General features: G+C 72.7%; 11 protein-coding genes. 6 read left to right on the top strand and 5 right to left on the bottom strand.

All coding sequences use genetic code 11. The features are described 5' to 3' along the window. Nucleotide 1: 1 nt before the first annotated feature. Nucleotides 2–2248, bottom strand: coding sequence for a heavy metal translocating P-type ATPase (locus tag DT019_RS24790; RefSeq protein ID WP_114039099.1), 2247 nt, complete (start codon nt 2246–2248; stop codon nt 2–4). A gap of 71 nt (nt 2249–2319) precedes the next feature. Further along, nucleotides 2320–2547 (bottom strand): cation transporter, encoded by a 228-nt coding sequence (locus tag DT019_RS24795; RefSeq protein ID WP_114039100.1) that lies wholly within the window; start codon nt 2545–2547, stop codon nt 2320–2322. Nucleotides 2548–2783: 236 nt separating this feature from the next. On the opposite strand from DT019_RS24795, the gene DT019_RS24800 reads away from it, so the two are divergent. Both DT019_RS24800 and DT019_RS24805 read left to right on the top strand, forming a co-directional pair. After that, complete coding sequence (locus DT019_RS24800; protein ID WP_114039195.1) at nt 2784–3686, top strand: hypothetical protein; 903 nt, start codon at nt 2784–2786, stop codon at nt 3684–3686. A 64-nt stretch (nt 3687–3750) separates the two neighbouring features. Next, nucleotides 3751–4440: a copper homeostasis protein CutC gene (locus tag DT019_RS24805; RefSeq protein WP_114039101.1), complete on the top strand. Its 690-nt coding sequence runs from the start codon at nt 3751–3753 to the stop codon at nt 4438–4440. Nucleotides 4441–4503: 63 nt separating this feature from the next. On the opposite strand, the gene DT019_RS24810 is transcribed toward DT019_RS24805, so the two are convergent. Together DT019_RS24810 and DT019_RS24815 are read right to left on the bottom strand one after the other, a co-directional pair. Continuing rightward, nucleotides 4504–6474 (bottom strand): HelD family protein, encoded by a 1971-nt coding sequence (locus tag DT019_RS24810; protein WP_114039196.1) that lies wholly within the window; start codon nt 6472–6474, stop codon nt 4504–4506. Nucleotides 6475–6918: 444 nt separating this feature from the next. Beyond that, a complete protein-coding gene (locus DT019_RS24815) occupies nt 6919–7818 on the bottom strand; it encodes a sigma-70 family RNA polymerase sigma factor (RefSeq protein WP_114039102.1) in 900 nt (299 codons plus the stop codon). Between the two features lie 193 nt (nt 7819–8011). On the opposite strand from DT019_RS24815, the gene DT019_RS24820 reads away from it, so the two are divergent. Further along, nucleotides 8012–8215 (top strand): hypothetical protein, encoded by a 204-nt coding sequence (locus tag DT019_RS24820; RefSeq protein WP_114039103.1) that lies wholly within the window; start codon nt 8012–8014, stop codon nt 8213–8215. A 76-nt stretch (nt 8216–8291) separates the two neighbouring features. Beyond that, on the top strand, nt 8292–9452 hold the full coding sequence (locus tag DT019_RS24825) for a glycosyltransferase 87 family protein (RefSeq protein ID WP_223279739.1): 1161 nt from the start codon (nt 8292–8294) through the stop codon (nt 9450–9452). Here the strand turns inward: DT019_RS24825 and DT019_RS24830 are convergent. Continuing rightward, the gene (locus tag DT019_RS24830; protein ID WP_114039198.1) at nt 9410–11053 is read right to left on the bottom strand and encodes a DNA repair helicase XPB; all 1644 of its coding nucleotides are present in this window, start codon (nt 11051–11053) and stop codon (nt 9410–9412) included. The genes DT019_RS24825 and DT019_RS24830 overlap by 43 nt on opposite strands. Before the next feature lie 264 nt (nt 11054–11317). Here DT019_RS24830 and DT019_RS24835 point away from each other — a divergent pair, with 264 nt between their 5' ends. Together DT019_RS24835 and DT019_RS24840 are read left to right on the top strand one after the other, a co-directional pair. Next, on the top strand, nt 11318–11569 hold the full coding sequence (locus DT019_RS24835; RefSeq protein WP_114039199.1) for a hypothetical protein: 252 nt from the start codon (nt 11318–11320) through the stop codon (nt 11567–11569). Between the two features lie 36 nt (nt 11570–11605). Continuing rightward, nucleotides 11606–12796 (top strand): flotillin family protein, encoded by a 1191-nt coding sequence (locus DT019_RS24840; protein WP_114039104.1) that lies wholly within the window; start codon nt 11606–11608, stop codon nt 12794–12796. The last annotated feature ends 136 nt before the right edge of the window (nt 12797–12932 follow it).

Raw genomic sequence — 12932 nt, forward strand, 5'->3', positions numbered from 1 at the left:
TTCAGGAGGCCTTGAAGCTCCTCAGGCGCAGGGAGTTGCCCACCACGAAGACCGAGGAGAAGGCCATCGAGGCGCCCGCGATCATCGGGTTCAGCAGGCCCGCCGCCGCGAGCGGCAGGGCGGCCACGTTGTAGGCGAAGGCCCAGAACAGGTTGGACTTGATGGTGCCGAGCGTCTTGCGGGAGAGCCGGATCGCGTCGGCCGCCGCCCGCAGGTCGCCGCGGACCAGGGTCAGGTCGCCGGCCTCGATGGCGGCGTCCGTGCCCGTGCCCATCGCGAGGCCGAGGTCGGCCTGGGCGAGGGCGGCCGCGTCGTTGACGCCGTCGCCGACCATGGCGACCGAACGCCCCTTGGCCTGAAGGGACTTGACGACGTCGACCTTGTCCTGGGGCATGACCTCCGCGTACACCTCCTCGATGCCGACCTCGGCGGCGACCGCCTCGGCGACCGCCCGGTTGTCGCCGGTCAGCAGGATCGGGGTGAGGCCGAGGGCGCGCAGCCGCCGGATCGCCTCGGGGCTGGTCTCCTTGATCGCGTCGGCGACCTCGATGACCGCGCGGGCCTCGCCGTCCCAGGCGACCGCGATGGCGGTGCGCCCGGCCGCCTCGGCCGTCTCCTTCGCCGCCTTCAGGGCGGGGGTGAGCTCCATCGCCCACTCCTTGAGCAGCTGCTCGCGGCCGACCAGGACCGCGTGGCCCTCGACGACGCCCTGGACGCCGAGGCCCGCGAGGGTGGCGAAGTCCTCGGGGGTGGGCAGGGTGCCGGTGCGGGCGGTGGCTCCGTCGGCGACCGCGCGGGCGATGGGGTGCTCGGAGGAGTGCTCCAACGCGCCCGCGAGTCGCAGGACTTCGGCCTCGGTGGTGGTGTCGGCCACGTGCACGGCGAGCAGGGTCATGCGGCCGGTGGTCACGGTGCCGGTCTTGTCCAGGACGATCGTGTCGACCTTGCGGGTGGTCTCCAGGACTTCCGGGCCCTTGATCAGGATGCCGAGCTGGGCGCCCCGGCCGGTGCCGACCATGAGCGCGGTCGGCGTGGCCAGGCCCAGGGCGCAGGGGCAGGCGATGATCAGTACGGCCACGGCGGCCGTGAACGCGGCGGTCAGGCCGGAGCCGTTGCCGAGCCAGAAGCCGAGGGTGGCGAGCGCGAGGCCGATGACGACCGGCACGAAGACCGCCGAGATCCTGTCGGCGAGGCGCTGGGCGGCGGCCTTGCCGTTCTGGGCGTCCTCGACGAGCCGGGCCATGCGCGCCAGCTGGGTGTCCGCGCCGACCCGGGACGCCTCGACGACCAGGCGGCCGCCCGCGTTGAGGGTGGCGCCCGTGACGGTGTCGCCGGGGGCGACCTCGACCGGTACGGACTCGCCGGTGAGCATGGACGCGTCCACGGCGGAGGAGCCCTCGACGACCGTGCCGTCGGTGGCGATCTTCTCGCCGGGGCGGACCAGGAAGCGGTCGCCGACCTTCAACTCCGTGGTGGGAAGGGTCTGTTCGGTGCCGTCGGCGCGCAGCACGGTCACGTCCTTGGCGCCGAGTTCGAGCAGCGCCTTCAGGGCCGCGCCCGCCTTGCGCTTGGAGCGGGCCTCGAAGTAGCGCCCGGCGAGGATGAAGGCGGTGACTCCGGCGGCGGCCTCCAGGTAGATGTCGCCCGAGCCGTCCGAGCGGCCGATCGTCAGCTCGAAGGGGTGGGTCATGCCCGGGGTCCCGGCCGTGCCGAAGAACAGGGCCCACAGGGACCAGAGGAACGCGGCCGATGTGCCGACCGAGATCAGCGTGTCCATGGTCGCCGCGCCGTGCCGCGCGTTGGTCCAGGCGGCCCGGTGGAAGGGCCAGGCGGCGTACGTCACGACGGGCGCGGTCAGGGTGAGGGAGAGCCACTGCCAGTAGTCGAACTGGAGGGCCGGGACCATCGACATCGCGATGACGGGGAGCGCGAGGGCGACCGCGGTGAACAGCCGCTGGCGCAGCGGCCGCAGCGCGTCGGCGGGCTCCGGGGCGCCGTCCTGGCTCTCGGTCCGCACCGGCGCGGGCTCCTCGGCGGTGTAGCCGGTGGCCTCGACGGTGGCGATGAGGTCGGCGACGGAGACGTCCTCGCGGAAGGTGACCTTGGCCTTCTCGGTGGCGTAGTTGACGGTGGCCTCGACCCCGTCCATCCGGTTGAGCTTCTTCTCGATGCGGGCCGCGCACGAGGCGCAGGTCATGCCGCCGATGGCGAGTTCGACGTCGGCGGCGCCGGGTGTGGTGGTGGTCATGGCTGCGGCTCCTCGTGCGTAGGGCGGTGCGGGCGGAGACCGGGATCGGGTCCCCGTCCGGTCCGGGGTGGTCAGGCGCGGCCGGCGAAGGTGTAGCCCGCGTCGTCGACGGTGTCGGCGATCAGCTGGTCGTCGGGGGCGCCGGTGGTCGTGACCGTCGTGCGGCCGGTGCCGATCTCGACGTCGACGGAGATCACGTGGTCGAGCCCGCCGATGGCCTTGGCGACGATGCTCTGGCAGTGCGCGCTGCCCACGCCCTCGACCGTGTAGGTGGCGGTGGTGGTGGCTGCGTCCGGCATGACGTCCTCCGTGTGATGAGCAGGGTCCGTGGTCCTTGGTGGACCATGGTACCCCCCGGGGGTATGGCGATGGGTCATGTATACCCCCCGGGTGTATCGATTCGCAAGGGGTTCCCGGGGCTTGACTAGATACCCCTAGGGGGTATGTTGAAGGCGTCGGTCACCGGAACGGGTGGCCGGTCGGCGGGGATCTGCCGGAGCGCAGGCAACGTGGGGAGTTCGTCATGAAGGTCGTCATGAACACAGGGCTGAAGATCACCGCCTTCGCCGCCGCGCTGGCCGCGACGTTCGGCACGGCGTACGGCGTGGGCAAGGGGGTCGACCCGGTGGTGGCGCGGCAGGCGCCGCACGCCGGGCACGGGGAGGCTTCGGGCGGGAGCGCCGGACCGGAGCACGCGGGGCACGGGGAGGCGTCCTCGACGCCGGGCGGGCTCCAGGTCGCCGACGGCGGCTACCGCCTCGACCTCAAGACGCCCCGGGTCGCGGCGGGCGGGGCCGCCGAGCTCCGGTTCGCGGTGACCGGGCACGACGGGCGCCCGGTCACCGCCTTCCGGAGCGAGCACGGCAAGGAACTGCACCTCATCGTCGCGTCGACCGACCTCGGCGTGTACCGCCACCTGCACCCCGTGCGGGCCGCCGACGGCACGTGGTCGGTCGCCGCCCAGCTCCCCGAAGCCGGGGGCTACCGGGTCCTCGCCGACTTCACGCCCGCCGACGTGAAGGACGCCAAGGGCCTCGTCCTGGGGGCGGACCTCGCGGTCTCCGGGGCGTACGCGCCCAAGGAACTGCCCGCACCGGCGGCCACGGCGCAGGCGGGCGACGGGTACGAGGTCGCCCTGGAGGGCTCGCTGCTCCCCGGCCGGACGACCGAGCTGAAGCTCTCGGTGTCCAAGGACGGGAAGCCGGTGACCGACCTGGAGCCCTACCTCGGGGCGTACGGACACCTCGTCGCGCTGCGCTCCGGTGACCTCGCCTATCTGCACGTCCACCCGAACGAGGGCGGCCCCGGCCCGGTCGTCTCCTTCAGTGCGACCCCGCCCAGCGCCGGTGCGTACCGTCTCTTCCTGGACTTCCAGCACGGCGGAAAGGTCCGCACGGCCGCGTTTACCGTCCACGTGGGTGGGCATTTCGCCGCGTAGGCTAGTCAATGGACTAGACCTATTGGGGCCGAGCTGGGCCCGGGTTACGGAGGAATGGGGTCAGATGAGCAACCGTGCACTGCTTGAGGTGATCGCGCTCGACGCGGAGGACGCCGTCGCGGCCCAGGCCGGCGGGGCGGACCGCCTGGAGCTGGTCACCGACATGGCGGCCGACGGGCTGACCCCGCCCCTGGAGACCTTCGCCGCGATCCGCGCCGCCGTCGACATCCCGCTGCGCGTGATGCTGCGCTCGGCGGACGGGTTCGCGGCGGGCGACGTCGACGCACTCGTACGGGATGCGCAGGCGCTGCGCGCCGAGGGCGCGGACGAGTTCGTGCTGGGCTTCCTCGACGAGACCGGAGCCCCCGACATGGCGGCCGTCCGCGCCCTCGCCGCCGCGCTGACCGGGTGCCGGTGGACCTTCCACCGGGCCATCGACCGGGCCGCCTCCCGCGACGCCCTGCGCAAGGAGCTCTCCGACCTGCCGGGCCTCGACACCTATCTGACCGCCGGGTCCCCGCAGGGTGTCGACGACGGCCTGCCGGTGCTCCTCGCGGAGGCCGCGCGATCCGGCGAGCCGGGCTACGAACCCCGGATCCTGGTCGGCGGCGGGCTGCGCCTCTCCCATCTGCCGGTGCTGCGGGCCGCGGGCATCGACGCGGTCCACATCGGCGGCGCGTCGAGGCCCGGCGGCTGGTCCGCCCCGGTCTCCGCGGCCGCGGTCGCCGAGTGGCGCTCGGCACTGGACGCCTAGGGGCCGGGAGCCGGTTCGCCGCCGCCGCGTCGCGCCCGTCGAACCGCACCGGCCTGCGGCGTATCAGGCGAGCTGGGCCGGGAGCGGGGCGGTGTGCACGACCGTGAGGCCGGAGACCGCACGGGTCAGGGCCACGTACAGGCGGCGCAGGCCGGTGCGCTCGTCGGGCTCGCCGCCGACCACCGCGGCGGGCTCGTCCAGCACCACGTAGTCGTACTCCAATCCCTTGGCGAGCGAGGCCGGGACCAGCGTCAGCCGGGACTCGGCCGTCGTCTCCTCGCCCGGCGCCAGATGGGCGAGGCCCGCGGCCTCAAGTGCCGCCGCCAGTACGGGAATGCGGGCATCGGCCGCGATCAGCCCGATGGAGCCCTCGTGCGCGAGGGACTCCCGGCACGCCGCCACCACGTCCGCGTCCAGATCCGCCGACGCGCGCACGTCGAGCGAACCCGGCGTCTCACGCACCGACTCCACCGCCGCCAGGCCGGGGGAGATCGACGGCAGCAGCTTCGAGGCGTACGCGATGACCTCGCGCGGCACGCGGAAACCCGCCGTCAGCTCCTCGACCACCGCGTCCTGCTTGCCCAGATGGCGCAGCGCCTCGGCCCAACTCGCCGTCGCCCAGGGCGTGGTGCCCTGCGCCAGGTCGCCGAGCACCGTCGCCGAACCCGTCGTGCAGCGCCGCCCCACCGCCCGGTACTGCATGGGGGAGAGGTCCTGCGCCTCGTCGAGCACCACATGGCCGAGCGAGTGGGTGCGGGCCACCAGGTCGTTCGCCTCGTCGACGAGGACGGCGTCCGCGGCCGTCCACTTCGCCGACTTCACGCTGCGGGCGGGCCGGGGCGCGAGGATCGCCTTCTGCTCCTCGTCGGTGAGGACGCCCGCGGCGTGCTCGGCGAGGAAGTCCGGGTCGTTGAGCAGCCGCAGCACCAGCTTCGCCGGGTCGACCGGGGGCCAGATCTCCTTGACGGCCGCCTTCACCGCCGCGTTGCGGGCCACCGCGTCCTGCACCCGGTCGTCGGGGGCCTCGCCCGCCTGCTCCATCCGCACCAGGACCGTGTGCGCGATCCGCTGCGGCAGCGCCTCCCGAGCGGCCCCGTAACGGATGTCCCGGTCCCTCAACTCCTCGACGATTTCGGCGAGTTCGTACGCCGGGACCCGCCAGCGGCGCGAACCGCGCACCACCACGAGCGGCTCGGCGGGAGTGGTGACGTGCGACCACACCGCGCGGCGCAGCACCTCGGCCATACGGGCGTCGCCCTTGACCACGGCCGCCTCGGCGGGGTCGGCGGCGCGCACCTCGATGCCCCCCGCGACCAGGTCGTCCACGGTGGCCTGGCGCACCTCCAGCTCGCCGAGCGCGGGCAGGACCTGCTCGATGTAGTGCAGGAAGGACCGGTTCGGCCCGATGACCAGGGTGCCGGTGCGGGCCAGGCGGTCGCGGTGGGCGTACAGGAGGTAGGCCACCCGGTGCAGGCCGACGGCGGTCTTGCCGGTGCCGGGGCCTCCCTGCACACAAACGCTGCCGTTCAGGCCGGACCGTACGATCTCGTCCTGCTCGGGCTGGATCGTCGCGACGATGTCGCGCATCGGGCCCACGCGGGGGCGCTCGATCTCCGCCTGGAGCAGCTTGCTGGTCCGCGCGTCCTCCGTGGGGTCCGTGAGGTGCTCGTCCTCGTACGCCGTGAGGTCGCCGCCCGTGTAGCCGAAGCGGCGGCGCAGCCCGATGTCCATCGGGTCCTTCTTCGAGGCGCGGTAGAACGGCTGCGACACCGGGGCGCGCCAGTCGATGACCATCGGGTCGCCGTCCGCGTCGTGGACGTGCCGGCGGCCGATGTAGAACCGCTCGCCCTCGGCCCCCTCGGCGAGGGCCGCGCCCGGGGCGTGCAGGTAGTCGAGGCGGCCGAAGAAGAGGGGAGTGTGGGAGAGGTCCGCCAGGGCCTTGATGCGGTCGTCGATCTGGCGCTGGAGGACGGCGGCGTTGACCCAGTTCGCGGTGACGTCCTTGATGTCGAGGGCCTCGACGTCCTCGCGCATGGCGCGCAGGGCTGCGCGGGAGTGGGCGAGGTGGGTGCGTTCGCGGAGCAGGGGGTCGAGGGCTTCGGGGTCGTGCCTCTGCACGGGGTGCCTCCGGCGGTTTTGGGGGAGGGGGGATTTTAGGCGCGGCCGGGCTCTGCGGGCCACTGCATTTCCCCCGGGGGTTGAAGGCCCCCCTGGGGCTCCGCCCCAGCCCCCGTTCGCGCCTGAACGGCGCTCGTCCTCAATCTCCCCCAAGGCCTTAAGGGCCAGGGGGGACCCCCATGACGGGCTGAGGTTGCCTGTGCTGGCCCCCCTTGAAGGGGCGCGGGGAACTGCGCGAGGGGCGGGCACGGTCCGCGGATCGGAGGGGGTTTTGGGGGCGCGGGGAACTGCGTGGGGAGTGGGCGCGGCCCGCAGGTTGAAGGGGGTTGAAGGGGGGCGGGGCCCGCCCCCCTCATGGGGTCAGGCGCAGAGGAACGTGGTGTTCAGGGTGGGGAGGCGCTGGGGGTCCGCCAGGATGTTGAGCTCGGTGACCCGCCCGTCCACCCCCAGCGTGAAGGCCAGCACCGAGAACACCCGCCCCTCGCCCGCCGCCACGATCCCCGGCATGCCGTTGACAAGCACCAGCCGGTTGAACGCGGCCAACTTGCGGAAGGAGTGGGCCTGTTCGGCCACCACCCGCGCACCCCGCACCAGCTTCGTCGCCGGCAGCCGCCCCGCGTCCGCGCGCAGCACGACGTCCGGGTCGAGCAGGGCGAGCAGCGCCTCGAAGTCACCCCCGCGCGCGGCCGAGATGAACGCCTCGACCACCTCGCGCTGCCGCGCGCGGTCCGCCGACGGCGAGGGCGCCTGGCCCTGCACCCGCCTGCGCGCCCGGCTCGCCAGCTGCCGCGCCGCCGCGGGCGTCTTGTCGACGATCGGTGCGATGTCCTCGAACGGCACCGCGAACATGTCGTGCAGCACGAAGGAAAGCCGCTCCGCGGGGGCCAGCGTCTCCAGGACGACCATCAGCGCCAGGCCCACCGAGTCGGCGAGCAGTACCTCCTGCTCGGGGTCCACCGCGTCCACCGGGCCGAGCACCGGATCCGGCACGTGGACGTACTCGTACTCCTCGACGTCCAGGGCCGCCTCGCGCCGGGTGCCGCGCGCACGCAGCATGTTGAGGCAGATCCGCGCGACGATCGTGGTCAGCCAGCCGCCCATGTTGTCCACCGCGCCGCTGTCCGCGCGGCTGGCCCGCAGCCAGCCCTCCTGGACGGCGTCCTCGGCCTCGCTGAGCGAGCCGAGCATCCGGTACGCCACCGCGCGCAGGTGACCGCGGTGTTCCTCGAAGCGCTGCGCGAGGTGTTCCTCGGCGTCCATCTCTGTCGTTCCTCCGTCGCGTTGCGTGGTGGCACTGCTCTGACACGGACAAGGGGGCCGATGTGACAGCCGGGTAGGGGGCGATCGCTCCTACCCGTAGGGGACGGGGTCGCACCAGAGGACTACGCGGCGGACGGTGAGGTTCAACCCGGGGAGCGATGTGACGGGGATGTCCGAAATCCATCATGGATACATGAGTGCAGCGACCTTCACCCCAGCCCCCTCCGCCCGCCCCGGCACCCCCAAGGGCGCCACCGCCTCGGGCGCCGCCCCTCACCGTACCCACAAGATCGGCAACGCGGTCCGGGCCGCGCGGGTCCTCGCCGGTGCCGCGTTCAGCGTCGTCGTCATGGGCGAGTTCGCCGAGGAGGCCGGGGTCCGGCGCCGTCAGCACTGACCGGCCGGACGGCATCGGCGCGCACACGGGCGCGCGGACCCGCCGCTGATCACCCGCGCCACTAGGGTCACTTCGTGTGACCGACCGTTCACCCCGCGCCGTCGCCCCGGCCCTGCTCGGGCTCTCGCTCGCCGCGCTCGCCGCGCTCTGCCTGACCTTGCGCATCCCCATGGCGGACGCCCTGGTCTACCGGGCGGAGGGGGCGGCCGTCGCCCACGGCACCTCCCTGTACGGCTTCACCGTCACCGCCTGGCGGCTGCCCGCCACCTATCCGCCGTTCGCCGCCCTGCTCTTCGTGCCGGCCGCGTACGTGCCCCTCGCCGCGCTCAAGGCGGCCTTCTGCGTCGGCAACGTCGCGCTCTGCGCGCTGCTGGTCCACCTCTCCTGCCGGTTCGCGGGCCTCGCGCCGGGCCGCACCGTCGTGCTGGGTGCCACCGCCCTCGGCCTCTGGCTCGAACCCGTCTTCCAGACCCTGCTCTTCGGACAGGTCAACCTCGCGCTCGCCTGCCTCGTGCTCTGGGACCTCTCCCGGCCGGCGGGCGCCCCGGGCAAGGGGTTCGCGGTCGGCGTCGCCGCCGGGATCAAGCTCACGCCGCTGTTCTTCGTGCCGCACCTGCTGGTACGGGGACGCCACCGCGAGGCCCTCACCGTGCTCGCCGGGTTCGGCGCGACCGTGCTGCTCGGGGCGCTCGTACTCCCCGACGCCAGCGTCGAGTTCTTCACACGGCGGCTGTTCGAGACCGGGCGGGTCGGCAAGGCGTGGATCGTCGACAACCAGTCCTTGCAGGGGCTGCTCGCGCGCCTGCTGCACACCACCGCCCCCGGCCCGGTGTGGGCCCTCGCGGCGGCCGCCGTCGGCGCCGCCGGACTGTGGACCGCCCACCGCGCCGACGAACGCCGGGCCCTGCTCGTGTCCGCCTTCACCGCGCTGCTGATCTCCCCCATCAGCTGGTCGCACCACTGGGTGTGGTGCGTCCCGCTGATCGCCGTGCTGGTCGCCGAGGGGCATCCGCGTACGGCCGCCGCGACCGCCGTCGTTTTCACCGCCCGCAGCCTGTGGCTCGTACCGCACGCGGGCGATCTCGACCTCCGGCTTCCGCTCTGGCAGCAGCCGTTGGCCGCCCCCTATCCGCTGATCGGGCTCGCCGTACTGGGCTGGGCGGCGTGGCGGGCCCGGGCGGTCGGTGTCGACTCTCAGCTGTCCGCGAGGAGTTCGTCCGCGTCCATGATCCGGTAGGCATAGCCCTGTTCGGCCAGGAAGCGCTGGCGGTGGGCCGCGAAGTCCTGGTCGATGGTGTCGCGGGCGACCACCGAGTAGAAATGCGCCTGGTGGCCGTCCGCCTTCGGGCGCAGGACGCGGCCCAGCCGCTGGGCCTCCTCCTGGCGGGAGCCGAACGTGCCGGACACCTGGATGGCGACGGTCGCCTCCGGCAGGTCGATCGAGAAGTTCGCCACCTTGGACACCACCAGGACGCTGATCTCGCCCTCCCGGAACGCGCCGAACAGCTTCTCGCGCTGCGCGTTGCTCGTTTCGCCCTTGATGACCGGCGCGTCCAAGTGCTCGCCCAGCTCGTCGAGTTGGTCGATGTACTGGCCGATGACGAGGATCTGCTGGCCCTTGAACTTCCGTACCAGCGCCTCCGTGACCTTCCGCTTGGTCGCGGTCGTGGCGCAGAAGCGGTACTTCTCCTCGGTCTCGGCGGTCGCGTACGCGAGGCGCTCGGAGTCGGTCAGATTGACCCGGACCTCCACGCAGTCGGCGGGCGCGATGTAGCCCTGCGCCTCGATCTCCTTCCACGGGGCGTCGAACCGCTTGGGCCCGATGAGCGAGAACACGTCCGACTCGCGGCCGTCCTCGCGCACCAGCGTTGCGGTCAGGCCCAGACGGCGGCGGGCCTGGAGGTCGGCGGTGAACTTGAAGACCGGCGCGGGCAGCAGGTGCACCTCGTCGTAGACGATCAGCCCCCAGTCGCGCGAGTCGAACAGCTCCAGGTGCGCGTAGACGCCCTTACGACGGGTGGTGAGGACCTGGTACGTGGCGATGGTGACCGGGCGGATCTCCTTCTTCGTGCCGCTGTACTCGCCGATCTCGTCCTCGGTCAGACTCGTCCGCTTCACCAGCTCGTGCTTCCACTGGCGGGCCGAGACGGTGTTGGTGACCAGGATGAGCGTGGTCGCCTTCGCCTCGGCCATCGCCCCGGCCCCGACCAGCGTCTTGCCCGCGCCGCAGGGCAGCACGACCACACCACTGCCGCCGTGCCAGAACCCCTCGACGGCCTGCTTCTGGTACGGGCGCAGCGCCCAGCCGTCCTCGGCGAGCTCGATGGGGTGCGCCTCACCGTCGACGTACCCGGCGAGGTCCTCGGCCGGCCAGCCCAGCTTCAGCAGGGTCTGCTTGATCTGGCCGCGCTCGGAGGGGTGCACGGCGACCGTGTCCGCGTCGATGCGGGCGCCCACCAGCGGGGTGACCTTCTTCGAGCGCAGGATCTCCTCCAGCACCGGCCGGTCGGTGGAGGTGAGCACCAGGCCGTGGACGGGGTGCTTGCTCAGGGTGAGGCGGCCGTAGCGCGCCATCGTCTCGGCGACATCCACGAGCAGGGCGTGCGGCACGGGGTAGCGCGAGTACTCGACCAGCGCGTCGACGACCTGCTCCGCGTCGTGCCCGGCGGCCCGCGCGTTCCACAGACCCAGCGGGGTCACCCGGTAGGTGTGGATGTGCTCGGGGGCCCGCTCCAGCTCCGCGAAGGGCGCGATGGCGCGACGGCAGGCGTCGGCCTGCTCGTGGTCGACCTCCAGGAGCAGAGTCTTGTCGCTCTGGACGATGAGTGGTCCGGTCACCTGGGGCATGTCCCTTCCGACGGATGGCCCGCCGGGCAGGGCGGGCAAACTTCCAGTCTGCCGCATCGGGGGGCCCGGTGGGGCGTCGAGTCGTGCCTGCGGGCCGGAGTGCCCGGGCCGTGCGGACGGGGACCGGCTGAGCGTGCGGACGGCGGCGGGGCGGCAGGCCCCGGGACAACACAGGGTGGCCCGAGGATAGGCGGCTGATCCCGGCAGGTCTAAGGTCTGGATTCCAGGACCAGAACGATGGGGGGCGCCAGGCTCGTGGATCAGGACGATGACGTCGTCGGCCGCCCCGGAGTGCTGCTCGTCGCCACCCGTGGAGCCGCCGGACCGGGCGAGGTCCTGGTGAGCGTCAGAGGCGGCACGGAGGCCTTCCTCGCCTGGTCGGAGGAGCCCCTGCCCAAGGGGGCGACCGTGCTCGTGATCGGGTCCCGTGGTACGCGCCAGGTGGACGTCATCGAGTGGGCCGATCCGCTGGACGCGTTGGGCGGTTTCTCCGCCGACGCCGGCTGAGACGCCGTTTCCAAGCCGTTTCTAAGGAGACAAAGGATGTTCGGTTACCGGGTGCCCGCCCCCGACGAGGCGATGCTGATCTCGGGTGGCAGGCGCGGTCTCGGGGGTGCCCCGTTCCGCGTAGTGACCGGCCACGGCAAGTTCGTCCTGCCGATTTTCCGCAAGACCCGCTTCCTCACCCTGTCGATGTGCGAGGCCGAGGTCACCGAGACCTGTGTGACCAAGCAGGGCATCGCGCTGCATGTGCGCGCGGTGATCGCGTTCAAGGTCGGCAACGACACCGAGTCCATCGTGAACGCGGGCCAGCGCTTCCTCTCCGACCAGGACCAGATGTCGGTCCTGACCGGCCGGATCTTCGCCGGTCACCTGCGGTCCATCATCGGCTCGATGACCGTCGAGGAGATCGTCACCGAGCGGCAGAAGCTCGCCGCGGAAGTCCTGGAGACCTCGAAGACCGAGATGGCGAAGATCGGTCTCATCGTGGACTCGTTGCAGATCCAGTCGATCGACGACGGCGACACGGGCTACATCGACGCGATGTCCGCGCCGCACAAGGCCGCCATCCAGCGGGCCGCGCAGATCGCGCAGGCGCAGGCCACCCAGGCGTCCGTCGAGGCCGAGCAGGTGGCGGCGCGCAACCAGGCCGAGTACGCCCGGCAGACGGCGGTGGTCAAGGCCGAGTACTCCGCGGAGGTCGACCGCGCCCAGGCGCACGCCGCCCAGGCCGGGCCGCTGGCCCAGGCGCACGCCCAGCAGGAGGTGCTCGCCGCGCAGACCGAGCTGGCCCAGCGGGCCGCCGAGCTCCGCCAGCAGCAGCTGGTCGCCGAGATCGTCAAGCCCGCCCAGGCCGAGGCCGAGCGGATCAAGGTCCTCGCGATCGCCGAGGCCGAGCGCATGAAGATCCAGGCCGAGGCGGCGGCGTCGTACGACCGCGTCGCGCTCGACCGGATGCTCATCGACCAGCTGCCGCAGATCGTGAAGGAGGCGGCGGGCGGTCTCGCGGGGGCGAACGTGAACGTGCTGAACGGCGCGGACGGGCTCGGCGAGATCGCGGCCGGTCTGGTGGGCCAGGGTCTGACGATCCTGGACTCGGTCCGGCAGAACCTGAGCGGATCGGGGGAGCGTCCGGACAGCAAGAGCGGGGCCCAGCTCTCCCTGCCGGGGCTGCTCTCCGGCAAGCCGGAGCCCCGCGAGGGCAAGGGGGACGGGCCGGTCGACCTCGACTAGACCTCCGGGGGCTGAAGGAGACTCCTGGGGCTCCGCCCCAGACCCCGGTTCGCGCCTAAAGGGCGCTCGTCCTCAATCGCCGGACCGGCAACCACGCACGGTCCGCAGGCGATCGTCACCCCCCGGAGGGTCTGGG

The organism is Streptomyces sp. SDr-06 (assembly GCF_003324565.1).
Taxonomy (GTDB): Bacteria; Actinomycetota; Actinomycetes; order Streptomycetales; family Streptomycetaceae; genus Streptomyces.

What these genes read in the sequence shown, in the direction of transcription:
- DT019_RS24795 (WP_114039100.1), bottom strand. Translation starts at nt 2,547, where the DNA reads ATGCCGGACGCAGCCACCACCACCGCCACCTACACGGTCGAGGGCGTG.
- DT019_RS24810 (WP_114039196.1), bottom strand. Translation starts at nt 6,474, where the DNA reads ATGCGCGAGGACGTCGAGGCCCTCGACATCAAGGACGTCACCGCGAAC.
- DT019_RS24840 (WP_114039104.1), top strand. Translation starts at nt 11,606, where the DNA reads ATGTTCGGTTACCGGGTGCCCGCCCCCGACGAGGCGATGCTGATCTCG.
- DT019_RS24820 (WP_114039103.1), top strand. Translation starts at nt 8,012, where the DNA reads ATGAGTGCAGCGACCTTCACCCCAGCCCCCTCCGCCCGCCCCGGCACC.
- DT019_RS24800 (WP_114039195.1), top strand. Translation starts at nt 2,784, where the DNA reads ATGAACACAGGGCTGAAGATCACCGCCTTCGCCGCCGCGCTGGCCGCG.
- DT019_RS24815 (WP_114039102.1), bottom strand. Translation starts at nt 7,818, where the DNA reads ATGGACGCCGAGGAACACCTCGCGCAGCGCTTCGAGGAACACCGCGGT.
- DT019_RS24805 (WP_114039101.1), top strand. Translation starts at nt 3,751, where the DNA reads ATGAGCAACCGTGCACTGCTTGAGGTGATCGCGCTCGACGCGGAGGAC.
- DT019_RS24790 (WP_114039099.1), bottom strand. Translation starts at nt 2,248, where the DNA reads ATGACCACCACCACACCCGGCGCCGCCGACGTCGAACTCGCCATCGGC.